We start from the raw sequence: 24,936 nt of genomic DNA on the forward strand, positions 1-24,936 counted from the left end.
CGCCCCGCCTGGCCTCCCGCCAGCTCCCTCGCCCCCGTCTGGAAGTAAGCCATGAGGCGCCTTCGCCGTATCAAGATCCTCGCGACCCTCGGACCCGCTTCTTCGGACCTCGCGATGATCCGCCGCCTGTTCGAGGCCGGCGCCGACCTGTTCCGCATCAACATGAGCCACACCCCACACGACAAGATGCGGGAGTTGGTGGCGACGATCCGCAACGTCGAGAGCAGCTATGGCAGGCCGATCGGCATTCTGGTCGACCTCCAGGGCCCAAAGCTCCGGCTCGGTGCCTTCGCCGAAGGCGCGGTCCAGCTCCAGAATGGCCAGACATTCACGCTCGATTCCGACAAGGCGCCGGGCGACACCACCCGCGTCCAACTCCCGCATCCGGAGATCCTGGCCGCGCTTCGTCCGGGCCATTCGCTGCTGCTCGACGACGGCAAGGTGCGGCTGATCGCCGAGGAGACCTCGAAAGATCACGCGGTGACGCGCGTCGTGGTCGGCGGCCGGATGTCCGACCGCAAGGGCGTCAGCCTGCCCGACACCGACCTGCCGGTCTCGGCGATGACGCCGAAGGACCGCGCCGACCTCGAGGCGGCGCTGGTCACCGGCGTCGACTGGATCGCGCTGTCCTTCGTGCAGCGCGCCGACGACGTGCTCGAGGCCAAGAAGATGATCCGCGGCCGTGCGGCGGTGATGGCCAAGATCGAGAAGCCGCAGGCGATCGATCGCCTCGCCGACATCATCGACGCCTCCGACGCCCTGATGGTGGCGCGCGGCGACCTCGGCGTCGAGCTGCCGCTGGAACGCGTACCGAGCCTGCAGAAGCAGATGACGCGCATGGCGCGGCGCGCCGGCAAGCCGGTGGTGATCGCGACCCAGATGCTGGAATCGATGATCCAGTCGCCGGTGCCGACCCGCGCCGAAGTCTCCGACGTCGCCACAGCAGTCTACGAAGGCGCCGACGCCATCATGCTGTCGGCGGAATCGGCGGCCGGCAAATTCCCGGTCGAGGCCGTCTCGACCATGAACCGCATCGGCGAGGAGGTCGAGCGCGACCCGATCTATCGCTCCGTCATCACCGCACAGCGCCCCGCCCCGGAAGCCACTGCCGGCGATGCCATCGCTGACGCCGCGCGGCAGATCGCCGAGACGCTCGACCTGCCGGCCCTGATCTGCTGGACCAGCTCGGGATCGACCGCCGTGCGCGTGGCGCGCGAGCGGCCGAAGCCGCCGATCGTGGCGATCACGCCGAACGTCGCGGCGGGACGCCGGCTGTCGGTCGTTTGGGGCGTGCATTGCGTGGTGGCGGAAGATGCACGCGACCAGGACGACATGGTGAGCCGCGCCGGCCAGATCGCGTTCCGCGACGGCTTCGTCCGGGCCGGCCAGCGCGTGATCATCGTCGCCGGCGTGCCGCTCGGTATTCCCGGCACCACCAACATGGTGCGCATCGCCTCGGTCGGCCCCGAGGGCGAAGCGAATATCTAGGCCCGCCAGCACGCGGCAAACAAAAGATGTCGAAAACAACCCCATGCACAGTAGCCGGCGGGTCCGGCGCATGTGCTGAGGTTTTTTCGAAAAGGCGAGCTCTGGCAATGGCCTGGGCGCGATCAGGTCGGCCGTCGATCAGGCGGACGTTTTAGGCCCCAACCAGCGCTTTCGCCGCCGGCAGCAACGTCTGCTGCACGACCAGGCCCCTGGCGCGGGCGTCCATGACGCCGACTGCACGAAGCGCCAGCAGCGTCACGGTCTGAACGGCATCGCGCATCCTGGCGGGGTCGTCGAGATTATCCGGCGCGAGTGGTCCGACCAGGGCCTCGTGCAGCGCGCCGAGCAGGGCCGTGGCGGCGAGCGCGGTGTCCTGCGCCGGCAGGTGGCCGGCGCGCACGGCGGCGTCGATCCGCGAGGCCATCTCGCCCGCAATCTCGCGCCGGCTGGCAAGGCGTGAAGCGCTGACATCGACATCGACCGGCTCGGCCAGGATACCCCAGGCGAGCCTGCGCTGTGACAGGGTATGCACCGCCACGGTGGTCACCGCCGCCGCCAGCGCCGAGGACGGTCCCGGCGCGGCATCGGCGGCTCGCCGGATCGCCGTGAGCTCGTCACGGGAGACTTCGGCGATCAATTCGGAGATCAAATCGGCCTTGGAGGGGAAGTAGCGGTAGACCGTACCCGCAGCGACGCTGGCGCGAACCGCGACTGGCGCAATCTGCACCGCCGCCATCCCGCCTTCCGCCGCCGCCTCCCGCGCCGCTGCCAGTATCGCACTGCGCCGGGCCGCAAGGCGCTTCACCACTTGATGCGTCCGCCGATAAACCATGGCGCGCTTCCTGTCCCCAGCATCCGGTCCGGCACAAAGCTCGACCGCATGCTCCTTCACTATCTTCGCCCAAATCGCCCTCAAGAACTGAACAACTATTCAGGCCGGATGACAAGACGCAAATGAGCATATGTGCGCGACGCAAACCTCGACACGGAAGCAGAGCAGGTAAACGCATTCTTGCCCGGCGCGGCCGCGGCATGACGGTCCGGTTTACCTCAACTTAAAAGCGATCATGCTCAGGTTGCTGATGCTTGCGCGCTGCTGCGTGCTGTCGTTTCAGCCCCGAGAGTCCGATGTCGATTTCCATGACAAGCAGCGTGCCCGTCCGCGGTGTCGCGCGCTGGCTTTTGCCGTTCTGCATTGCCGCGGGCGTCTACCTGTTCTTCCTGGGCATCGGCGACATCATGCTGCGGGATACCGATACGTTGTGGCAGATCAAGATCGGGCAGTGGATTCTCGAACACCACGCGCTGCCCTACACCGACATCTATTCCTTCACGCGAGCCGGCGAGCCCTGGATCTCGAGCTCCTGGCTGTCGCAAGTCCTGTTCGCGCTGGCTTACGAGCCGTCGAACTGGTCGGGGGCAGTTGTCCTGACGTCGCTCGCGATCGGAGCGACCGCGGCGATTTTCGTCTACCTGCTTGAGCCCTATCTGGAGCCTGTGCGCGCCTTTCTGCTCGTCACCCCGCTGCTCTTCATGTCGATGGGCCACTTTCTCGCCCGCCCGCACATGCTGGCACTGCCTGTCATGCTGGCCTTTGTCGGCGGGCTGCTGGCGGCCGCCGATCGGCGCACCGCGCCGTCGTGGCTGTTGCTTCCCTTGATGGTGCTATGGGCCAATCTTCACGGCGGCTTCGTCATGGGGCTGGCGCTGATTGGGCCCATCGGCCTCGATGCGATCGCGTCCACCGATCGCAAGGGCCGCTTTGCACTTGCGTCGCGCTGGGCCTTGTTCGGGCTTGCTGCGCTTGCCGCAAGCTGCTGCACGCCCTATGGCTGGAATACGCCGCTCGCATCGGCGAAAATCCTCAGCCTCGGCAAGGTGCTCTCGCAGATCTCGGAGTGGATGCCCGCCGATTTCAGCTCGTTCGACTTGTTTGGAGCCAGCCTGCTCGGATTGATCGCCCTCGGCTACTATAAAGGATTGGTGCTGCCGTGGACCCGCCTTCTTGTGCTGCTCGGCCTGGTCTGGGCGGCACTCAACCACGTCAGAAACATCGAGGTCTTTGCGCTGTTGACGCCGCTCGTGCTGGCGAAGCCGTTGGCCGAACAATTGGGCGCAGCCAGAGTGCTCGCACGGACTGAAGCACGATCCTCCTTTGCAGTGACCGCAATCGCGGCGCTCGCGATCGTTGCGACCAGCTGGAGTATCACGCGGTCCTATGCCACGCCGACGCGGTATGCCTTTATCCGCAATTCGACCCCTCGGGCTGCAGTCGACCTCCTCGAGCAGCGGCACGCGCAACGCATCTTCAGCACCGCTCCTATCGGGAGTTATCTGATCTCCCGCAACATCAAGACCTTCATCGATGGCCGTGCCGAGCTGTACGGAGAGCAGTTCGTGCTTGACTATTTCGACGCCATCGAAGGCAAGAACGCGGAGACTCTGCTGCGTCTGCTCGATACCTACCAGATCGACGCCACACTGCTGAACGGATCGACTCCCGCCGCAAGGATCATGGACCATGTGCCGGGCTGGAAGCGGCTCTACTCGGATGATCTTGCCGTCATCCACGTCCGCGACAACGCACCGGCGAAGCTACCATCATCACCATGAGCCACGGATCAGACGTTAGACTCTCGCGGCCCTCGCATGGACGGACGGCTTCTGCGAAGAAAAAGACTTCGCTAGAACAAGACTTGGCTAGAACAAGACTTGGCACAAAAGGCTTGGCACAAAAGAAAAGAGCCTTGTCCGGGACAAGGCTCTTTCTACTCTTGGTCCGTTCAGTCTTACTTGAGGCTGGTCGAGATAGAGGTGAACTTGGCGTTCAACGTGGTGCCCAGGTTATTGACGACAGTGATGATCGCCAGCGCGATGCCGGCGGCGATCAGGCCGTATTCAATGGCGGTGGCGCCGGATTCATCTTTCGCGAAACGCGCAACGAGGTTCTTCATAAAGAGCTCCAAATGAGTACACGAGGCTACAACTGATCTGGTCTGTTTGGGCTTCCCAGCGCCGCTCGACCATGAAACTGAACGTAGTGGCAAAGAATTGCGCCGCAGTTAACTCGACTGCGGAAACACAGAGCGGTTTGCGTGTATTCTCCGATGGTAAACCGAAATCTAAAACGATCCGTTAAATTGTCGAGACATCAAGCCGGCCCGGCATCGCCGGTTTACCGGGAATTATGACCGCCGTGGTCCAATGGCGACCGCTCGGCCCCCCGACAGAAACAAGAGGACGACGAGGCGGCATGTCCCTTTCCTTTGCCAGCAGCATCAGGGTGCAGGGGCGTGCGCGAGCCCTGGTGCCGCTATGCGTCGGAGCCGGCACCTATCTGTTCTTCCTTTATGTCGGCGACACGCTGCTTCAGGACTCCGACTCGTTCTGGCAGATCAAGATCGGACAATGGATTCTCGATCACGGCGCCATGCCGTACACGGACATCTATTCCTTCACGCGGACGGGCGCGCCGTGGATTTCAACGTCGTGGCTGTCGCAGGTGTTGTACGCTTTCTCTCATGCGCAATGGGGCTGGGCAGGTCCCGTCATCCTCACCGCAATGGGAGCCGCGCTCACGGCCGCGATCTTCGTCTATCTGCTCGACGCGCAGATCGAGGCACCGCGCGCAGTGCTGTTTGCGATGCTGGCCCTGCTGCTGTCGCTGCATCACGTCCTGGCGCGTCCGCACATCCTGGCGCTGCCTGTCATGGTGGCGTGGGTCGGCCTGTTGATTGCGGCCGCCGACCGCAGGAGCGTGCCGTCCTGGTACTGGCTGCCGCTGATGGCGCTGTGGGCGAACTTGCATGGCGGCTTCGTGCTCGGTCTGGCGCTGATCGGTCCGATCTCGCTCGAGGCCGTCGAGCACGCCGAGAAGGGGCGGCGGCTTCAGCTATTCCTGCGCTGGGTGCTGTTCGGCATCGGTGCACTGGTCGCGAGCTGCTGTACGCCGTACGGCTGGAGAACGCTGCTGGGCGCCACCAACATCTTGAGCCTGGGCGAATTGCTCTCGCTGATCTTCGAATGGATGCCGGCGAACTTTGCCACCTTCTCCTCGTTCGAAGGCGCCCTGCTCGGTCTGATCGCGTTCGGCTATTATCGCGGCCTCGTGCTCTCGGCGCCCAGGATCTTCCTGATCCTGTTCCTGACCTGGAGCGCGCTGACCCACGTCAGGAGCATCGAGGCGTTCGCGTTCCTGGTGCCGCTGGTGCTGGCGAAGCCGCTCGGCCAGCTGGCCTCGCGCCCGCAGCCGGACTTAACCGGCGCCGACGGCTGGCCGGCCCGCTATGTCACCGCGCTTGGCGCGCTGATGATCGTCGCCGCGGGCTGGACCTCGACATCGCTTTACATGCAGCATCACCACTTCACCTTCACCATAACGCAGACTCCGGTCGCGGCAGTCGACTTGCTCGAACAACGCAAGGTCCAGCGCGTCTTCAACGCCTATCAGTTCGGCGGCTATCTGATCTCGCGCGACGTCCCTGTTTACGTCGACGGCCGCGCCGAGCTCTACGGAGAGAAATTCGTCATGGACTTCTTCAAGGCGACCGAGGGCAAGAAGCCCGAGCTGCTTCCGCGCCTGCTCGACGAATACAAGATCGATGCAACGCTATTGGCCGCCGACGCGCCCGGACCGCAGATCCTGGACATGCTCAAGGGCTGGAAGCGGATCTATACGGACGATATCGCAGTGATCCACGTGCGGGACGATGCGGCTGCGACGCCGCCGAAGTGAGAAGATAGGTCCCGGGCGTGTACCGTGAATGGGACGTCCGCTTCAAAGCCTGAAGCAGACTTGAACAGGCGCTCGTGCCACTTCGCCGCTGACCCGAGGCGGACGATACGAAATGCCGATGCCGCGCACTCGCCTCGCCGTCACTTATTGGGAAAATTGAGCAGCGAGGAAACTCCGCATCTCCTGGACTGACTGGGCGGCCGCGGTGGGATCATATTTGAGCCAATGTCCGAGATATTCCCTGCCGTCGGCGAAGGCCGGGGAATTAAAGGCGTGATAGGCACCGGGATAGACGATCAATTTTACGGGTGCTCCCCTGTCGGCCCGCCGCTTCATCCAACGCTCGCAGTCCGTCGCGGGCGTCCAGTCATCGAGTTCGCCGATCATGATCAATGCAGGAACGATGAGTTCCTCGGAAGTGACGCCGCAAAGCGGGTAGTAGGCCACGGCGGCCTTGAACTTTCGATCCCGGGGGACGTCAAAGATTTCCGCCTGATGGTTCGAAGCCAACTGCAGCGCAACCATTGCACCCTGCGAATATCCAATAACCGCGATACGGTGAGAATCGACGAAGGGAAGATTGGAAAGATAGGATAGCGCGCCTAAAGCATCACCTTGGCGGGTAAGCAGCAGACCCGGCGTCACCTGGGTGCAGGCGTTCTTGATGCCACGGGTCGCAAAGCTATCCAGCATAAGCGACACATAGCCCCGCGCGTTGTACGTTCGGGCGTCTTCCGAAAGTCCATCGCATCCGTGGAGATACACAATCGCGGAAAAAGGGCCGTCGCCCTCAGGTTTCGACAGGTAACCCTCAATCGTTTCAGACGCTGCTTTCGGCGTTTCGCCACGTTCGCGCGCCAGGCGCTGCTGGAGTTGGCCGACGTGAACGGGAGCACTTTCGAACCTGACCAATTCTCCCGCCAAGGTGGCGGCGTTGGTGGAAAGGTATGCAACGAACACTGCTACACCGAGACATGCTTTGGCTCGTGTAACCATTTCCTTCCCTCCGTTTCCCGAACGGAGTCAACGTAGCAGGCTCATGTCCGCCCATCCACACCGTAAGTCTATGAACTGCACGGACATTTATGGCCGGCGCAAACGAACGAACGCCTGTCCTAATGTCGCCTTTCGGGGGGGACTGGAAATGGTCGACGCGCGGCCAAATCGATGCGAATGGCCCATAGTCGACGCACCAAGGCGAGTTGCCGCTCCCCGCTTCCGAGGGCGTAGCAGACATAGCAAGCGTTCGCGGGCTGATCGGGTTTTCAGTACCCGTCTCGGCGCTTTGAATTGGGCGTCCAGGAAGTCAAACCTTCCCGAATCGGGAGAGATGATCCGAGTTCCGGACTCGCATTGGATCGACCAAAAAGCCGATCCCTCATCAATCATCAATTGCCCGTTTGCAGTTCGCCGAAGCGCTCCCAACTCTTGCCATTGAAGCGCATGAACTGCATCTGGTCGACCGGGACATGGTCGGTGGTGCCGGTGTTGACCTTGATGCCGGGCAGCAGCATCGGCAATTCGAGATCGCGGATCGCAAACGCCTGCCTGAGGATGTTCTCGGTCGACAGATCATTGCCGCAGGCTTTCAGCACCGCCTCCAGCGCCATGGCGCTGTTGTAGGCGTTGACGTAATTGGTGTCGTGCTGGTCGGCCTCCGGCAAATATCTGGTCATGAATTCGCGCCAGCCCCTGACGCCGGCATCGTCCTTCCAGGCGGGATCGTCGGGGTCTTTCACGTAAGCGGTGGAGAGGATGCCGGTGCCGGCTTCCAGTCCCGCCGGCTCCATCACCGTCGAAACCCACACCGCAACGTTGGACAGGAACGTCATGGGACGCCAGCCGATCTCGAAGGATTTGCGGATCGCTTGCGCCGCGAATTTCGGGGTCGCCGCGATCACGAATACATCGGCGCCCGAGGCCTTGAGTTTCACGATTTGGGAATCGATTGTCGGGTCCTGGATCTCGTAGGTCGCGCCCGTGACGACGCTATCATATTTCTCGCCGAGCACGTCCTTCAGCCCGGCGAGATAGTCTCGGCCGTAATCGTCGTTCTGCGAGATCACGGCGAACTTCGCGTTCGGATTCTTCGCCAGTGCGTAACGCGCATAGAGCCGCGCTTCATAGCGGAACGGCGCCTGCACGCCCATCGTCGCCTGCGGATATTGCGCGACGTCGGCGAATTTCGAGGCGCCGGAGCCGATGAAGAGCTGCGGCACGTTCTTGGACTGGAGGTATTTCGCGATCGCCGTGTTGTGGGCGGTACCGATCGAGGAGAAGATCAGCCCGACTTCGTCGCTCTCCACCAGCCTGCGGGTCTGCTCGACCGATTTCGGCGGCGCATAGCTGTCGTCGAGCGAGATCAGATTGACCTTGCGGCCGTTGATGCCGCCCTTCTCGTTCAGCATCTTGAAATAGCCGACCTCGCCCTTGCCGAGCGCCCCGAAAGCCGACACCGGCCCGCTATAGGGCATGGTCTGGCCGATCTTGATCTCGGTCGCGGTGACGCCGCGCATTTCAGCGGCGGATGGAGCGGACAGGAACGAGAATGTCACGAACGATACGGCGCCAAGCGCGCTCAATGCCCTCGCAAAGCGCATCGGCTTGCCCTCCCCTTTGTCTGCGCGGTCGAGCCGCGCCTTAATTGGGAAGAGCATGCCACGACTTCACCGCAGACTCCAATCGCGATGAGTCGCTGGGTCGGAGAGCGAGTAAAGGTAAGGGTGCCACCAATGGCGGCGCCCATAGATGGTCGGCACTGCGCAAGGGCGGCTTTGCGCACATACCTGTTCGTCGCGAGATGCTCAGTTGCCCACGTTCGAAAAGCACCACGCAACAAAAACGCGGCGTTTCCGCCGCGTTTTTCAATTCAATCTGCCGTGCGCGGTTACGCCTGCGGCTGCGGCTCCAGGCCGGGATCCGGATCGGGTCGCGGGCGCGACTTGCCGGCCGGCGGCACGGCCGAGGCGCGCGGGGTGGTCGGCTCGAGCACGGATTCGCGGTTCGGCTTCTTGCCCTTGAGCAGGTCGATGATCTCGTCGCCGGAGAGCGTCTCGAATTCGAGCAAGCCCTTGGCGAGAGCTTCAAGATCGGCGCGCTTCTCGGTGAGAATACGCGTTGCCTCGTTATAGCCTTCTTCGACGAAGCGCCGGATCTCGGTGTCGATCTTCTGAACGGTGGCTTCCGATGCGTTCTGGGTGCGCGACACCGACATGCCCAGGAAAACCTCGTCCTGGTTCTCGCCGTAGGACACGGTGCCGAGCGCCTCGGACAGGCCCCAGCGCGTCACCATCATGCGCGCCAGACGCGTCGCCTGCTCGATGTCGGACGACGCACCCGAAGTCACCTTCTCGCGGCCGAAAATCAGCTCTTCGGCGACGCGGCCGCCCATCATGATGGCAAGGCGCGAGGTCATCTGCTCCAGCGACATCGACAGCTTGTCGCGCTCGGGCAGCTGCATGACCATACCCAGCGCACGGCCGCGCGGAATGATGGTCGCCTTGTGGATCGGGTCGGTCGCGACGACGTTGAGGCCGACGATGGCGTGGCCGCCCTCGTGATAGGCCGTCAGCAGCTTCTCTTCCTCGGTCATGACGAGCGACTTGCGCTCGGCGCCCATCATCACCTTGTCCTTGGCTTCCTCGAACTCGGCCTGGGTCACCATCCGCTTGTTGCGGCGGGCTGCGGTGAGCGCGGCTTCGTTGACGAGATTCATCAGGTCGGCGCCGGAGAAACCCGGGGTGCCGCGCGCGATGGTCTTGAGGTTGATATCCGGCGCCAGCGGCACCTTGCGGACGTGGACCTTGAGGATCTGCTCGCGGCCGACGACGTCCGGGTTGGGCACCACGACCTGACGGTCGAAGCGGCCGGGACGCAGCAGCGCGGGATCGAGCACGTCGGGACGGTTGGTCGCGGCGATCAGGATCACGCCCTCGTTGGCCTCGAAGCCGTCCATCTCAACCAGCAGCTGATTCAGCGTCTGCTCGCGCTCGTCATTGCCGCCGCCGAGGCCGGCGCCACGGTGACGACCGACGGCGTCGATTTCGTCGATGAAGATGATGCAGGGCGCGTTCTTCTTGGCCTGCTCGAACATGTCGCGGACGCGGGAAGCGCCAACGCCGACGAACATCTCGACGAAGTCCGAACCCGAAATGGTGAAGAACGGCACGTTGGCTTCGCCCGCGACCGCACGCGCGATCAGGGTCTTGCCGGTGCCGGGAGGGCCGACCAGCAGCACGCCGCGCGGAATACGGCCGCCGAGACGCTGGAATTTGCCGGGGTCGCGGAGGAATTCGACGATCTCCTGCAGATCCTGCTTGGCTTCGTCGACGCCCGCGACGTCCTCGAAGGTGACGCGGCCATGCGCTTCAGTCAGCATTTTTGCGCGCGATTTGCCGAAGCCCATCGCCTTGCCGGCGCCGCCCTGCATCTGCCGCGACAGGAAGATCCACACGCCGATCAGCGCGATGAAGGGCAGCCAGGAGACCAGCAGCGAGACGAACCACGGCACGTTGTCGCCGGGCGGCTTCGCCGTGATCTGCACCTTGCTGTCATAGAGGCGCTTCACGAGCGTCGGATCGCTCGGCGCATAGGTCTGGAAGCTCGAACCGTTGGTGAAGGTGCCGTGAATGTCCGGCCCCTGGATCACGACGTCGCGCACATTGCCGCGGTCAACCTCGCTCAAGAGCTGGGAGAAGGCGATGTCCTGCGAGGAGGCGCGCTGACCCGGATTCTGGAAGAGCGTGAACAACGCCAACAGCAGCAGGACAATGATGACCCAGAGGGCGAAATTGCGCAGATTGGCGTTCATCGATCTTCCTTCGTGGTCGCGCGGATCGCGGCCTGAGCCTTGGGCAGTTATTTGGGCAGCGCGAGGAAATCCCCAAGGAATCCTCTCGGTTAGACCCGTACAATCTAGGTGTCGCTCCGGTCGATGCCAAGGGAACGAGATGGGACTATTTATCCCATCTTAGTCCGATTCCCGCTGAAATAATGGCGCCCGGGTCCGGGTTTTTCCTGCCTGGTTAAGGTGTCCTCACGGCGCGGTCTCGAAACGGCCGGTGCCATGATCCGCCCTTATCCACCCTTGATCCATCCTTGCGCCGGGCCGGCGCCGGCGCGATGCGGATCCGTCCCCCGGCAAGGCTGATCAAGGCTCCCGCAAGCGTTTGCTTCAGGGCCGGCCGGCCATTTGCGGGTGCGCGGGGGCTTGCGGCAATGGCCTGATCGAGCACGGCCAGAAGGGATTCGGCCTTGCCGAGTTCCGCCGGTCCCTCATGCCCGAACGCGTTGATGGCCCGCAGCAGGATCCGCAGCCGGACCTCCTCCGGCAGGGCGGCAAACACGGGGGCCTCGAAGCTTCGACCACCGGCCTGCGGCGCATCGCCGCGATCCCGCAAACGGAGGAAGCGCTCGGCCCCATCGGTCAGCACCTCGACGGCCGCATTGGCGCGCGCCAGCCTTGCCGCGAGCCGAGCCAGGCTGCGGGCATCACCGCCCTCGGCGGCGAGCTGCGGCAGCAGCGCACGCAGCCGCGGCCGGGTGAAGGCAGCGTCGTGGTTGGTGGGATCGTCGGCAAAGCCGATCTTCGCCCGCTTCAAGGTCGCGATCAGCTGCGACTTCGGAACGTCGAGCAGTGGACGCGCAAGGACGACGCCGTCGCGCTCGGTGAGACGGGCCATCGCCGACAGCCCGGCTAATCCGCTGCCGCGGACAAGCCGCATCAACAGGGTCTCGGCCTGGTCGTCGCGGGTGTGGGCGGTCAGCACGTGGCTCGCGCCGGCGACGCGCGCGGCCTGCACAAGCAGGCGGTAGCGGGCTTCGCGCGCGGCGGCCGGCAGTCCCGTTTTCGGCTTTGCCCCGCGCCAGCGCACGGTCCGATGCGGCAAGCCAAGCCCGGTCGCGAGACGCTTGACCTCGCGCGCCTCGCGCGCCGCCTCCGGCCGCAAGCCGTGGTCGATGGTGACGACGGTGAGACGTGGCCCGCGCGCGAGGCCGCGATGCCAGCGCGCCGCAAGCCACATCAGCGCGACCGAGTCTGGCCCGCCGGAGACCGCGAGCAACAGTCCCCGCGCGCCTTTCAGGCCTGCGAAGAGGCGCCTGGCCTCACGCGCCGAGATCGGTGAATTGTCCTCTGACATGACGCTGCAATCGTCCGCGGATGGACCGACTGTTTAGCGCAGCGCCATCAATCTTGTCAGGATCAATCGCCGCGCCTCAGCACTTCACCCGCTTCTGCTCGCGGTCGACCGCGGCTTTGACGCCGGCGGAAGCGCGCGGATATTTGCGGCCGACTTCGCCGAAGGCGGCGCACGCCGCCTCCTTCTCCTTCAACGCGGCCAGCGACTGGCCGAGCCGCAGCAGGGCATCCGGCGCCTTGGCGGATTTGTCGTATTTGGTGGTGACGGCGAGGAAGGCTTCCGCGGAGTCGCGATATTGCTGGCGCTGGAAATAGCTCTCGCCGAGCCAGTATTGCGCGTCGCCGAGCAGCGGGTCGCTCGGATATTTCTGCGAGAAATTCTTCATGGTCTGCTCGGCCAGCGCATAGTCCTTGCGCTGCATGTAGCCGATGCCGAGGTCGAATTCGTCGCGCGGCGTGGCCGAGGGCGGCAGGGTCGTCAGCGCCGGGGCGCCTGCCGGCGCGGGAGAGCCGGATTGGGCCGGCGGATAACCGGGCTGCGCTGCCGGCGGCACCCCTTGCTGGTAGCGCGGACCGGTGTTGGCGAGATCGAGCGGTTCGCCGGCGCCACGGCCGCCGGGCGCGGCGCTCGGGGCACCTGCAGGCATCGGTTGCTGCCCGCCGCCGAGCGCGCGCGGCGCACCCGGCGCATTCGGGCTCTGGTTCGGGTCGAAGGCATCGCCGCGGCGGCGTATGCCGGGCGCGCCGGGCGCAGGCTGCTCCTGAACGATCGGCGCCGGAGAGGCGATCTGCGGCTGTTCGTAATTCGGCTGGGCCGCTTGCTGGTGCGGCGGCTGGCGATAGGCCGGCGCGGCTTGCGCGGGCGGCATGGCCGCGACATTGGGTTGGACCGGCGTCTGGCCGGGCGCAGCTTGCGCGCCGCCCTCGAGCGCTCGCAGCCGCTCTTCGAGCTGGCGGTTGCGATATTGCAGCTCTTCGTTCTGGCCCGTGAGCTGGCGCAATTGGTTCTCCAGCCGCTCGATCCGCATCTCGGGATCTGCATCGTCCGATTGTGCGAGGGCGGGCGAGCACAACGAGAGCAGCGCGGCGATCGCCACGGTGCCGGTGAAGACCTTGAATCTGGATGACATCTTGCCCTGACGACGAAAGCGAAATGGCCTGCGACCGAACATTCGACGCGCCACACATTGAAGGGGAGTACGCCAAAACTGTGACTGTAACAAACGGGTTTCTGTCACAGATCGCTGAAACGAAACCGGCGCCCGAGAGGGCGCCGGCATAATCGGTTTCTGAAGATGAACGGCGCCTGACCGGTCGTCAGGAGCTCGCGTTCAGCACGGTGACGGCGCGGCGGTTCTGCGACCAGCAGGAGATGTCGTTGCAAACGGCCACCGGCCGCTCCTTGCCGTACGAGATCGTGCGCATGCGGTTCGGATCGATGCCGCGCGAGGCGAGGAACGAACGCACCGACTGGGCGCGGCGGGCGCCGAGCGCGATGTTGTATTCGCGGGTGCCGCGTTCGTCGGCATGACCTTCGACCGTGAAGCTGTAGCGCGGATAGCTCTGGAGCCACTGCGCCTGCTTCTCCAGGGTCACGATCGCCTGCGGGGTCAGATCGGTCTGGTCGCTTTCGAAGAACACGCGGTCGCCGACATTGACGACGAAGTCTTGCTGGCTGCCCGGCGTCGCCGCGTTGGCCATCGCATCCGTGGCAGCGTTCTTGTTGGCGCAGGCCCCCATCGACAACGCGACGGCAAGCACCGCGGCCAGCTTCAATCCCTGGAGGATGCGCATAGGATGTTTCATTCCGGAGCCTCCACGCTCACGTTTCGTCCACTGCTGTCCGGTCTACAGGGGGTTGGTTAAGCGAACGTTCCGTCAACCTTGATGGAACCTTGCCACAGCCGGTCAAATGCCCCCAACCAGCGAAAAGCAACCGTCATGGTTAATGGGTTGTAAATGTGGCGCGATGGTGAAGGCAAGCCGCGCCGACGGCAAAAACCGCGGGCTTTGCTGGAATTTTAGGCTCGTCGCGTGGAGACCCCGGGGCCAGACCTTGGCGCCAGACCCTGGGCCTAGCGGGCAGAACCCGTTGCCGAGGCGGCGACATCCGGGGTCCGCTGCGTGGCCAGCGACACCGGGCGCGGGGCCGCGTGGCGCGGGCTGCTGCGTTGAAACAACATGCGCCGCTCAAAAGCGCTGGAGCGCATGATCGGAAAGCGCGTCAGGACCTTTTCCCGCTGGTTCCGGAAATCGGACGCCATCAGCACGGCCTTCTTGGTGGGCCAGCCCGGAAACCCGCGCGGCTCCGGTGAAATGGTCTCGTGCAGGAAGACGCGACGATAGAACGCCTGATGATCGGTCCGGATCATGGCCAGCCCGGTATCGGCGTTGAAATGATCGCAAGCCACAAAAGCCAGCCGCACCGTCAGATAGGGCAGTTCCGGAAAACGCTGGTGCTTTTCGGGATCGGCAACAAACCGGCATGGATCGATGAGAACTTCGCCGCGGTCGAGGCGGGGATGCAGAACGTCGCCAAACACTTCGGTCGTGTAGGACATCCGCCAGTCGGACGTCAGGACGTGAATGCGAACGGAGCTGCAGAGCTCTCCATCGACATAGACCCCGAAATTCCAGGTGTTGGGCGCATCGTCGAAGCGATCGGTCACACGCCGCGACTCCGACGGCTCGATCAGTCCGGCGTGCAGATAGGCCCGATACCGCATCAGATAGAGGTTGTCTCGGTCCTCGGGAGTTTCGATCAGGCGGTAATCGATGCGGTCAAACAGAGCGGCTCCCCGCGGAAGGAGCACCGTTTGCGGTTCAGCTCCAGACGTCATCCAGTACCCCTACACTCCAAAGCAACTTCTGCGAGTGTGACGAGATTAATGGTTCATTAACGGAATTGCAAAGGCTTAGAAACGTTAGGGTTAACCTTTGCGGCCCGCAAAAACACGGGGAAACGAGAGCTAACTGCGTTGAAGGAGCGAGGCAGAGAAAGATCAGGCGATCGATCGGGAGGACACCATGACGATCTGGTCCTCAGCCCCGCGACGGCCATGCGAGGCATTGAGCAATTGGCGAATCCGGACTGCCGGCACCGGCCGGCTGAACAGATAGCCCTGCCCTTCGGTCACGGTGCCGTCGGCGCTGATCAGCTCGAGCTGATCATTGGTCTCGATGCCCTCGACCACGACGGCCATGCCGAGATCGGCCGATAGCCGCGCCACGCCGCGCAGCAGCGTCAGCGGCCGGTCGGCATCGATGCCTTCGAGGAAGGAGCGGTCGATCTTCACCTTCTGCATCGGGAAATTGTGCAGGTAGCTGAGGCTCGAATAGCCGGTGCCGAAATCATCCAGCGAAATGCGCACGCCGATCGCATGCAATTGCGACAGGATGTCGTGCGTGAGCTGGGTGTTGCGCAACAGCGAGGATTCGGTGATCTCGATCTCCAGCCGATGCGCCGGGAGCCCCGAAACCTCGAGCGCGTAGCGAATTTCGCTCAAGACGTCGCGCTGGTGGAATTGCTGCGGCGAGAAGTTGACGGCGACGCTGACGCCCTCCGGCCATTTCATGCATTCCATGCAGGCGCGGCGCAGGATCCAGCGGCCGAGATCGACGATCAGCCCCATGTCCTCGGCGACCGGGATGATGTCGACCGGCGAGACCGTGCCGCGCACCGGATGATTCCAGCGCAGCAGCGCCTCGCACGTCGTGATCTTGCCGGACTTGAGATTGACCAGCGGCTGGTAGAACAGCTCGAATTCCTCGTTGGCCAGCGCCTTGCGCAGGTCGAGCTCGAGGATGCGGCGCGCTTCGACGGTCGCCGCCATCTCGTCGCGGAAGAAGCAGAAGGTGCCGCGGCCGTCGGCCTTGGCCCGGTACAGCGCCATGTCGGCGTTCTTGAGCAGCGTGTCCGCGCTGACGCCCTCCGGAGAGGTCAACGCGATGCCGACGCTGGCGCCGATCTCGACCAGATGATTGTCGATGCGGTAGCGCTCGCTCAGCCGTTCGACGATCCGGCGCGCCAGCGCAGCGGCGTCCTCGGGCGAGGAGATGTTCTCCTGGAACACGACGAATTCGTCACCGCCGAAGCGGGCCACGAAATCCTCGGGGCGCAGCATCTCGCGCAGACGGTTGGCGACCGCGCACAAGAGCTGGTCGCCGCAGGGATGACCGAGCGTGTCGTTGACCTGCTTGAACTGGTCGAGGTCGACGAACAGCAGCGCGGACAGGCGCTCGGCGCCGTGCGAGATCGCCAGCAGCCTTTCGATCTCGTCGCGGAAATGAACGCGGTTGGGCAGCGCGGTGAGGTCATCGTAGCGCGCCAGATGCGTAATCTTGGCTTCGGCGCTGCGACGGTCGGTAATGTCCTCGAGCAGCACCACGGCGCCACCGTCAGCCATCGGCTGGACAGTCCAGGACAACGACCGGTTTCGCTGCGTATCGGGATCGGCGGTGATGATCTCCTTGGCTTGCGAACTCTCGATGTCGGTGACGATCCGCTCGCCGCTCCCAGCCGAGATGGATCCGGCGCTGACGCACGCCGCGACGATGTCACGCGCGTTGACGCCGCGTTGCGCCAGACCTTCCGGCAGATTCATCATTGCGCCGAAGCGGTGGTTCATGACCGCCAGCTGTCCGTCGACGCGGAACATGCAGAGGCCGTGCGGCATGTTGTTCAGCGCCGTATCGAACTGGCCGGCAAGCGCGGCTTCACGCTCCCGTGCCACGACCGCTCCCATGAAGATGCGGTGCAGATTCACCGAGAGCTGCATGATCGCCATCAGGAACGCGGCGCTGACCAGCGCCATTGCGATGTAGTAGGGCGTTCCACGCAGCGCCAAGGCAAGCACGGCCGGGCCGAAAATCAGCACGGCCTGGAGGTGGAAGATCGCAGGCCGGCCATATGCCCTGCCCGCGCCGCCCGCCGCGATTCCGGTGGTGACCGACAAGGCGATCATGTGGGCCACGGCGTCGTCCGTGGCCAACAGGGCCGTGGCGCACCAGATGCCGATCGCAGCCGCCTGGATCTTTGCCCCGATCTGATAGCGCTTCTGCCAGCGTGCCGCCGCCTCGACGGTCATGACCGACTGACGTGCCTGATAGAGGCGCAGGTCGATCGCCCGCGCGGTCCCGGCCAGGACAAGAAGTGCGACGCACGCCCAGATCAACGGCTCGCCCGTCCTCAGTGCGGTCAGGGCCGCACCGATCGACACGAAAATGAGTCCGGCCAGCAGCGGACCAGGCGCTTCGAACAGCGAATCGATTTGCGCCGCCGAAGTTTTCGGCGGCCGCTGTTCCGGCTCTCCGCTCTGACTTGCAAACTGCATCTGGTGTTTACGCGCGTCCTGTCTGGAGCGCAGTTTTACCGATCCGGTATGAAGTCTTTCTGAGGGAACATCGTTAAAGTCGAGTTGTTTTGAGTGGACAATAGTCGAAATACATCAATAGAAACAAACCCATGGGAAAAGTTTGCCGAGTGCAACCTTAAAGAACAATTATCGCCGGGAAACATCGCGCCAAGTTTTCGAAAAAGGCGCGCGGTCAAATCATCGCGCACCGAGGACGGGCGGCTAGCCCGATGTCGAGGACAAGAGCGGTGACCATGCCGGGTCGGAGGCGAAGCCCGGCGTCGGCACCTTCAGCTCATTGCGGCCCGAGATGTCGACGGAGAACAGCGACGGCCCGCCGCTGCCGCCGGGATCGCGGAAGAACATCAGCACGCGGCCGTTCGGCGAGAAGGTCGGGCCTTCGTTGTGGTAGCCGGAGGTGAGAAGCCGTTCGCCGGAGCCGTCCGGCTTCATCACGCCGATCGAGAACTGCCCGCCACCTTGCCTGGTGAAGGCGATGTAATCGCCCCGCGGCGACCACACCGGCGTCGAATAGGTGGCGTTGTTGTCATCCTTGGAGAAGGAGATGCGCTGCGCCGCTCCGCCGCCTGCGGCCATGACATAGATCTGCGATCTGCCGCCGCGATCGGACTCGAAGCAGATGCGGGTGCCGTCCGGGGAGTAGGACGGAGAGGTGTCGATCGCGGGCGTGTCGGTGAGGCGCGTAGTCGAGCGCGAGCGCAGATCCATCACGAACAGGTTGGAATTGCCGCCCTGCTGCAGGCTCATGATGACGCGTTGGCCGTCCGGCGAGAACCTCGGGGCAAAGGTCATGCCCGGAAAGTTGCCGACGATCTCGCGTTGGCCGGTCTCGATGTTGAACAGGTAGACCTTCGGATCGCCCTGGCCAAACTCCATGTAGGTGATCTCTTGCGAGTTCGGCGAGAAGCGCGGCGTCAGCACGAGGTCGGAGCCGCGGGTCAGATAGCGCACATTGGCGCCGTCCTGATCCATCATCGCGAGCCGCTTGACGCGACGCTCCTTCGGCCCGGTCTCGTCGACGAACACCACGCGGCTGTCGAAATAGCCCTTCTCGCCGGTCAGCTTCTCATAGATCTGGTCGGAGATGATGTGCGCAATGCGGCGCCAATATTCCGGCGAGGTGAAATATTGCTGGCCGGCGAGCTGCTGGCCGGTGACCACATCCCACAAGCGGAATTCGGCCTTGAGGCGGCCGTCCGGCTGCCGCGTCATGCGACCGGTGACGAGGGCCTGCGCGTTGAGGGTCTTCCAGTTCTCGAATTGCGGCGCGACGTCAATGTTGCTGATGCGCTCGATGAAGGCGGCCTGGTCGACCGGCGCGAACAGGCCCGAGCGCTTCAGATTGTTGGTGATGACCTGGGTGACGCCGTTGCCGACGTCACCGTCGGCAGGCGAGCCCGGCACGAAATTGGTGATCGCAATGGGGATTGGCCGAAACTCGGTGGGGTCGATGCGGAGCCGTCCCTGCGCCTGCTGGGCGAAGGCCTGTCCGCCCCCCAGCATCGCGAGTGTCGATCCGGTCAGGGTCATGAAGCGGCGGCGGTTCATCGATCGAACGTCATTCATCGCAAAATTCTTTTGTTCGGATGTCACAACATGTCTTTCAGGCCGAAAGTCATCGGAATGAGTTTCCAGCTCTCGTATTGCTGCTTCGGCATGAACGAATAGACCTGACACTGCACGATGGCGCGCCTGGCACTCTCCGCCACCGCCTGTGCGATCGACCGCGACGGTCCCCTCACCGCGACGACGATCGGCTCGGACGCGAGCGATCCGTCGATCTTCATGGGAATGTCGATGTCGGCTTCGTATTGATCTGCATCCTGCCCGTTATAGGTCGGCGTGAAGCAGCGCTTCACCGCCCCCTGGAACGCCCCCCGCCAGGTCGCAATATTGTTGGCGGCCGTTCCACTCGTCGATCCCAGCGAAGCCGACGCATTCAGCGTCGAGCCGGCCAGTTCGTGCCGGGTCGCCGCGCGCTTGTCGAGATCGCGCTGGATCTGCGCGGGATCGAAGCTGCGCTCCTTGGGCTTCGGCAGCTGCTGCGGCTGCACCGCCGCGACCTTTTGCTCCGGCGGCTTGGGCGGCGGCTTCTTGGTTTCCAGCTTTTTCTGCAGTTCGGCGATCGGATCTTCCTTGGCCAGATCAGGCTTCTTTTCCGGTGGCTTCGGCTCTTCCTTCGGCTTCGCCTCGGCGACGGGCTTGGGCGGCTCTGGCTTTTTCTCGACCGGCTTCTCCACGGGCTTGGGCGGCGGCTCGGGCGTCGAGTTGGTCTTGATCAGCTCTTTCTTCTCGGTGACCTTGCCGACGGCGTCTTCCTCGGGCTTGGCTTCCGCAATCTTCTCGACCTTCGGCTTCGGCTCTTTCTTGTCGCCGGTCTTCTGCCCCGACATCATCTGCGCGAGTTGGTCGGTGGAGATGATGTCGATCGGCAGCGACTCTTCCGGCGCGACGAAAGCCCTGCTGCTAAAGGTGACGAGCCCCCATCCCAGCACGAGGACGTGGAGGGCAATCGACGCAACGAGTGTCTTGTCGACCTTCACCTTCACGGTTTACCCCTGATCCGCTTCCGTGACGAGCGCCAGCTTCTTGAAGCCTGCGCCGGACAACTGGCCCATGACCTTGGCCACCGTCCCGTAATCCGCCTTCTTGTCGGCGCGCAGATAGATGCGTTCCTCGAGGCCGCCGCGCGCGTCCGTGATCGCCTTCAGTTTGGGGATCAGTTCGTTGATCGCGATCTCGGCGTCGTTGATGAACACCTTGCCGTTGATGTCCACCGACATCTGGATCGGCTTCTGGTCGTTGTTTTCGAGGCTCTTGGCCTGGGTCTGCGGCAGGTCGAGCGGCACGCCGACCGTCAGCATCGGCGCCGACACCATGAAGATGATGAGCAGCACCAGCATCACGTCCACCATCGGCGTGACGTTGATTTCGGCCACGACCGGCTTGCGCCGGCCACGGCGCCCACCGCCTCCGGACGAACTCGCAACGTTCATGCCCATGGTCTGGTGCCCAAATTGCCCTTCACACTATACATGCCGTCCGTCAGCCCCGCTCGTCGATCTGGCGCGACAGGATGGCTGAAAATTCATCGGCGAAGCCTTCGAGCCGCTGGGCCTGCCGGTTCACCTCGGAGGTGAACTTATTGTAGAAAATAGTGGCAGGAATGGCGGCGATAAGGCCGACGGCGGTCGCAAACAGCGCCTCCGCGATGCCGGGGGCCACCACCGCCAGAGAGGTATTTTTCGACGCCGCGATCGACTGGAAGCTCGACATGATGCCCCAGACGGTGCCGAACAGGCCGACGAAGGGCCCTGCGGAGCCGACGGTGGCCAGCACCAGCAGCCGGCGCTCCAGCCGCTCGACCTCGCGGGCGATCGAGACATTCATGACCTTGTCGATGCGCATCTGAAGGCCTGCGACCGAGCGGGCCTGGCTCTCGAACGAACGCTTCCACTCGCGCATCGCCGCGACGAAGCAGGCGGCCATCGAATGCGTCGGCTTGGCCGAGAGCGTGCGGTACAGGTCTTCTATCGACTCGCCGGACCAGAAAGCCTGCTCGAAACGGTCCATCGAGCGGCGGGTGCGGGCAAACAGGAAGATCTTGTCGATGGCGATCGCCCAGACCCAGACCGAGCAGGCGAGAAGCCCCAGCATCACCGCTTTCACGATCCAGTGAGCCTGCCAGAACAGCGCGATCAGCGACACGTCGGCGGAAGCGGCAACCGGAAGGGCTGACTGAGCCACGTCGGCCGGATTCATAAGCAGTATCCTCTCAAGGCGATCGTTACCTAATGTCCCGACCTAATGTCCCGGCCAGCAAATGGCCGCCGGTTCCCCAATGGCCGCGCTAGAACCGGCGCGGCCGGCAAGCCCGCTCAAAGCCTTGTCTTTCTGGGGTGCAGGGCTCGTCCAAAGCCGGCCGCCTGCATTCCCTGCCAAGATGTCAAAACTATGGGCCCGACCCCAAGGCTCATACTTCGGGCTTTGGGCGCGATTGTCCGCAATTACCAGAGCCCGGCGATGGTTAATTCGGGGTTACCGGGACTGAATTTGGCTGCGGGAAAGCCAGGCGTTGCTGGCGGTTGGCAATCTGCCGGCCCCGGCAGTTGCCGACATCACGGCGGAGGAACCAGCCCTCGACCGAAAATTTGTCTGGAAAATCACTTCTCGCGAGGTTTTACCATGAGCATCAACCCCAAGACGACCGCCGCCGTCGGCGATCATCCGCTCCACCCCATGATCATCCCGTTCCCCGTCGCCTTCCTGGTCGGCGCGCCCATCGCCGATCTCGCCTTCATCGGAACCGGTGACGGCTTCTGGGCCAGAGCCGCCATGTGGCTGATCGGCGCCGGCATCGTCATGGCGCTCGTTGCCGCCGTGGCCGGATTCACCGACTTCTTCAGCGACGCCCGCGTCCGCGGTCTCAACGACGCCTGGTATCACATGATCGGCAATCTCGTGGCAGTCGTGCTGGCCCTGATCAATTTCTACCTCCGCTACACGCTAGGCGCCGAGGCTGCGATCAAGCCGTGGGGCGTGGTGCTCTCGCTGATCGTGGTCGGCATCCTCCTGTTCACGGGATGGAAGGGCTGGGAAATGGTTTACCGGCATCATGTCGCGGTGCTGGACGCGCCGGGCCAGACCAGTTCGGAACCGGTCACCCCGCATCATGGCGGCGAGAGCCGCCGCCGCGCCGCCTGAACGAGGAGCACGTCGCCTGATGACGTGAGCGCGAGTCAGGCCGCCGAGGCGGGTTCGGGGCAATTGGTTAGCCGCGCCGGATTGCCAACGGCGGTGCAGCCCCGGGGCACGTCGCTCGTCAGGACGGTGTCGGCGCCGACCTTTGCAAAATCGCCGATCCTGACGTTGCCGAGAATTGTCGCGCCGGAGCCGATGAACACGCCGCGACCAATGCGAGGCGAGCGCGCCGGCAGTTCCGTGCCACGACTGATGCTGACGTTCTGAAGGATGGTGGCCTCATCGCCGATCACCACATCGGCACCGATCACGATGCCGGTGGCGTGGTCGAGATACACCGATGATCCCAAGCTCGCCGCCGGATGAATGCTGACCTGCAGGACGTTCGACGCCTCGTTCTGAAACAGCAGCGCCGCGTCGCGATGGTCGTGATGCCAGAGCCGGTTCGAGACGCGCCAGGCCTGCAAGGCGACGTAGCCCTTGAAATGCAGCAGCGGCGCCAACAGTCCGGTGATGGCGGGGTCGCGGAGAACGATGGCTTGCAAGTCGCGGCCGGCCGCCTCGATCAGATCCGGCTGGCCATTGAAGGCGTCGCGGGAAAATATCGTGAAGCGCTCGCGTTCGGCCGCGCCGTCGCCAAGCCGGCGTCCGATCAGGTCGGACAGTGCGGCGGAAAAATCGTCATGGGCGAGGATGAGACTGACAAGAGCCTTGCCGAATATGGGGTCGGCTGCCGCTGCGCGCTGCGCCTCGTCGCGGATCTTCTGCCAGAGGGTTTCGCTCGTCATCATCGCCGCTTCCGCCATCGTTGCTGCCTGCGGTATTTTGACGCTTCCTTTTGACTGTCGGATATAGACCGTAGGCAGCCCGCGCGCCACGCACCCCGTGAGGCTACGAGCTTGCACGCCAGGCAGCCTGGATCATATATATAGTCCGTCGAGTTCGCGGTCGAAGCTATGGCCTCACTTTGCCGCGTGCGGCCGCCTTGGGCCAGGGTTGTCCAGGCAAAGCATCTCGTTCAAGACCCCGCGGTGGTCCGCCATCGCCGGGTTTTTCGTACACAGCGGCCCTCAATGCTGCCGAAGCGAAACTCGAATCCCTGTCATCCAAGGTCACGCCAATACATGTCGCCCAACGCCCCCGCCGACGACCAACACGACGACATCATGTATCCCTCCGCCCTGCCGTTCCTGCTGGTCCATCTCGGCTGCATTGCAGCCATCTGGACCGGCGTTACCTGGCAGGCCGTCGCGATCTGCGCCTCACTCTATGTCGTCCGCATGTTTGCAATCGGAGCGGGCTATCACCGCTATTTCTCCCATCGGGCTTTTGCGACCGGCCGGGTGTTTCAGTTCATCCTGGCCTGGCTTGCGCAAAGCACCGCGCAGAAAAGCGTTTTGTGGTGGGCGGCCAAGCATCGACATCATCACCTACATTCCGATACCGAGGACGACGTGCATTCGCCGCGTCATCGAGGCTTCCTCTACAGTCATCTCGGCTGGATTTTTTACAGGGAGCACGATGGCACCGACCTCGTGAAGGTCGGAGATTTCGCCGCGTATCCGGAACTGATGTGGCTGCATCGCCTGGAACTCCTGCCGGCCGTCACGCTGGCTGCGCTCTGCTTCCTGGTTGGCGGATGGTCCGGTCTCGTCGTCGGCTTCCTCTGGAGCACCGTGCTGGTCTATCACGCGACCTTCTGCATCAACTCCCTCGCCCATGTGCATGGACGCAAGCGGTACGTGACCGGCGATGATTCCCGCAACAATTGGCTGCTGGCCTTGTTCACCCTCGGTGAGGGCTGGCACAATAATCACCACGCCTACCAGAGCAGCGTGCGGCAAGGTTTTCGCTGGTGGGAAATCGACGTCACCTATTACATCCTGAAGGTGCTGTCCTGGTTCGGCGTCGTCTGGAACATGAAGTCGCCGCCCGAGCAGGTGCTGCGCAACGAGCAGCCGCTCGGCGCACGCGTCATCAACCGGGCCGCTCGCGAGCTCGCCGGACGGTTCGATGCGCAGACCCTGGCGCACGCGATCTCTTCGGCGCTCCGCCGAGCCGATTTGGCCCAGCTGCAACTGCCGACGCTGCACGACATCCTCAGTCGCGCGCACGAAGGCGTCGATGCACTGACGCATCTGCATTTGCCGAAGATTCCGACCCGCGAGGAGTTTCTCACCGAGGCCAAGGCGATGTTCGCGCGAACGCGATCACTCAACGAGATCGTGGACTACGCCTACGAACACTTCCTGGAGTCGGTTCGCGCGCAGCTCGCCACGGCGCGCTGACCAAGTCTCTCTCTGGACCAGACTTCCAGAGCAAGGCAAATCCGGACGGTCGCGGCAGTCTGACGCGCATTCCCAAAACCAAACCGCCCGCCGGGGGGGTGGGGCGGGGGGGGGGGGGGGGGGTTTAGGGGGGTGGGGGGGGGCGCCAGACGGCGTTGAGAGGCGTCAGTCCCGAGATGAACCTTGAGATAAACCATGAGATCAACCATT

General features: G+C 63.8%; 20 protein-coding genes. 5 read left to right on the forward strand and 15 right to left on the reverse strand.

All coding sequences use genetic code 11. From position 1 onward, the window contains the following. Nucleotides 1–51 precede the first annotated feature (51 nt). Nucleotides 52–1,488, forward strand: a complete 1,437-nt coding sequence (gene pyk, locus AC0L21_RS30650) for a pyruvate kinase (RefSeq protein WP_007596289.1) — start codon at nt 52–54, stop codon at nt 1,486–1,488. Between the two features lie 151 nt (nt 1,489–1,639). Here the strand turns inward: pyk and AC0L21_RS30655 are convergent, their stop codons facing one another. Further along, nucleotides 1,640–2,320, reverse strand: coding sequence for a TetR family transcriptional regulator (locus tag AC0L21_RS30655; RefSeq protein WP_007614253.1), 681 nt, complete (start codon nt 2,318–2,320; stop codon nt 1,640–1,642). A gap of 296 nt (nt 2,321–2,616) precedes the next feature. On the opposite strand from AC0L21_RS30655, the gene AC0L21_RS30660 reads away from it, so the two are divergent. Beyond that, nucleotides 2,617–4,101: a hypothetical protein gene (locus tag AC0L21_RS30660; RefSeq protein WP_473265410.1), complete on the forward strand. Its 1,485-nt coding sequence runs from the start codon at nt 2,617–2,619 to the stop codon at nt 4,099–4,101. Between the two features lie 176 nt (nt 4,102–4,277). Here AC0L21_RS30660 and AC0L21_RS30665 read toward each other — a convergent pair whose 3' ends face one another. Then, nucleotides 4,278–4,442: a Flp family type IVb pilin gene (locus AC0L21_RS30665; RefSeq protein WP_106941974.1), complete on the reverse strand. Its 165-nt coding sequence runs from the start codon at nt 4,440–4,442 to the stop codon at nt 4,278–4,280. 299 nt (nt 4,443–4,741) lie between these two features. Between AC0L21_RS30665 and AC0L21_RS30670 the strand changes: the two genes are divergently transcribed. Beyond that, complete coding sequence (locus tag AC0L21_RS30670; protein WP_473265414.1) at nt 4,742–6,223, forward strand: hypothetical protein; 1,482 nt, start codon at nt 4,742–4,744, stop codon at nt 6,221–6,223. Nucleotides 6,224–6,367: 144 nt separating this feature from the next. On the opposite strand, the gene AC0L21_RS30675 is transcribed toward AC0L21_RS30670, so the two are convergent. The 12 genes from AC0L21_RS30675 to tolQ form a co-directional block, all read right to left on the reverse strand. Next, nucleotides 6,368–7,219 carry a dienelactone hydrolase family protein gene (locus tag AC0L21_RS30675; RefSeq protein WP_473265417.1) on the reverse strand — a complete coding sequence of 284 codons (852 nt, stop codon included), beginning with the start codon at nt 7,217–7,219 and terminating at the stop codon, nt 6,368–6,370. 392 nt (nt 7,220–7,611) lie between these two features. After that, complete coding sequence (locus tag AC0L21_RS30680) at nt 7,612–8,823, reverse strand: ABC transporter substrate-binding protein (protein ID WP_473265556.1); 1,212 nt, start codon at nt 8,821–8,823, stop codon at nt 7,612–7,614. A gap of 287 nt (nt 8,824–9,110) precedes the next feature. Beyond that, entirely contained in the window at nt 9,111–11,033 is a 1,923-nt protein-coding gene (ftsH, locus tag AC0L21_RS30685; protein WP_007596301.1) for an ATP-dependent zinc metalloprotease FtsH, read from the reverse strand. 214 nt (nt 11,034–11,247) lie between these two features. Beyond that, entirely contained in the window at nt 11,248–12,363 is a 1,116-nt protein-coding gene (gene tilS / locus AC0L21_RS30690; protein WP_473265419.1) for a tRNA lysidine(34) synthetase TilS, read from the reverse strand. Between the two features lie 76 nt (nt 12,364–12,439). Beyond that, entirely contained in the window at nt 12,440–13,492 is a 1,053-nt protein-coding gene (gene ybgF, locus AC0L21_RS30695) for a tol-pal system protein YbgF (RefSeq protein WP_473265421.1), read from the reverse strand. Between the two features lie 187 nt (nt 13,493–13,679). Further along, a complete protein-coding gene (gene pal / locus AC0L21_RS30700; RefSeq protein WP_007596304.1) occupies nt 13,680–14,168 on the reverse strand; it encodes a peptidoglycan-associated lipoprotein Pal in 489 nt (162 codons plus the stop codon). Between the two features lie 269 nt (nt 14,169–14,437). Continuing rightward, nucleotides 14,438–15,202, reverse strand: a complete 765-nt coding sequence (locus AC0L21_RS30705) for an N-acyl amino acid synthase FeeM domain-containing protein (protein WP_473265423.1) — start codon at nt 15,200–15,202, stop codon at nt 14,438–14,440. A 162-nt stretch (nt 15,203–15,364) separates the two neighbouring features. After that, the gene (locus AC0L21_RS30710) at nt 15,365–17,695 is read right to left on the reverse strand and encodes a putative bifunctional diguanylate cyclase/phosphodiesterase (RefSeq protein ID WP_473265425.1); all 2,331 of its coding nucleotides are present in this window, start codon (nt 17,693–17,695) and stop codon (nt 15,365–15,367) included. Between the two features lie 243 nt (nt 17,696–17,938). Continuing rightward, nucleotides 17,939–19,285 (reverse strand): Tol-Pal system beta propeller repeat protein TolB, encoded by a 1,347-nt coding sequence (gene tolB / locus AC0L21_RS30715; protein ID WP_473265557.1) that lies wholly within the window; start codon nt 19,283–19,285, stop codon nt 17,939–17,941. A gap of 41 nt (nt 19,286–19,326) precedes the next feature. Next, nucleotides 19,327–20,286 carry a protein TolA gene (locus tag AC0L21_RS30720; RefSeq protein WP_473265427.1) on the reverse strand — a complete coding sequence of 320 codons (960 nt, stop codon included), beginning with the start codon at nt 20,284–20,286 and terminating at the stop codon, nt 19,327–19,329. 3 nt (nt 20,287–20,289) lie between these two features. Continuing rightward, nucleotides 20,290–20,739, reverse strand: coding sequence for a protein TolR (gene tolR / locus AC0L21_RS30725; protein ID WP_247453978.1), 450 nt, complete (start codon nt 20,737–20,739; stop codon nt 20,290–20,292). 43 nt (nt 20,740–20,782) lie between these two features. Further along, nucleotides 20,783–21,499 carry a protein TolQ gene (tolQ, locus tag AC0L21_RS30730; RefSeq protein WP_007596319.1) on the reverse strand — a complete coding sequence of 239 codons (717 nt, stop codon included), beginning with the start codon at nt 21,497–21,499 and terminating at the stop codon, nt 20,783–20,785. Between the two features lie 423 nt (nt 21,500–21,922). On the opposite strand from tolQ, the gene AC0L21_RS30735 reads away from it, so the two are divergent. Further along, the gene (locus AC0L21_RS30735; protein ID WP_473265429.1) at nt 21,923–22,441 is read left to right on the forward strand and encodes a DUF2231 domain-containing protein; all 519 of its coding nucleotides are present in this window, start codon (nt 21,923–21,925) and stop codon (nt 22,439–22,441) included. 35 nt (nt 22,442–22,476) lie between these two features. Here AC0L21_RS30735 and AC0L21_RS30740 read toward each other — a convergent pair whose 3' ends face one another. Then, on the reverse strand, nt 22,477–23,244 hold the full coding sequence (locus tag AC0L21_RS30740; RefSeq protein ID WP_473265431.1) for a serine acetyltransferase domain-containing protein: 768 nt from the start codon (nt 23,242–23,244) through the stop codon (nt 22,477–22,479). 318 nt (nt 23,245–23,562) lie between these two features. Between AC0L21_RS30740 and AC0L21_RS30745 the strand changes: the two genes are divergently transcribed. Beyond that, nucleotides 23,563–24,726, forward strand: a complete 1,164-nt coding sequence (locus AC0L21_RS30745) for an acyl-CoA desaturase (RefSeq protein WP_473265434.1) — start codon at nt 23,563–23,565, stop codon at nt 24,724–24,726. Nucleotides 24,727–24,936 lie beyond the last annotated feature (210 nt).

The sequence above is a fragment of the Bradyrhizobium sp. WSM4873 genome (genome assembly GCF_055811355.1).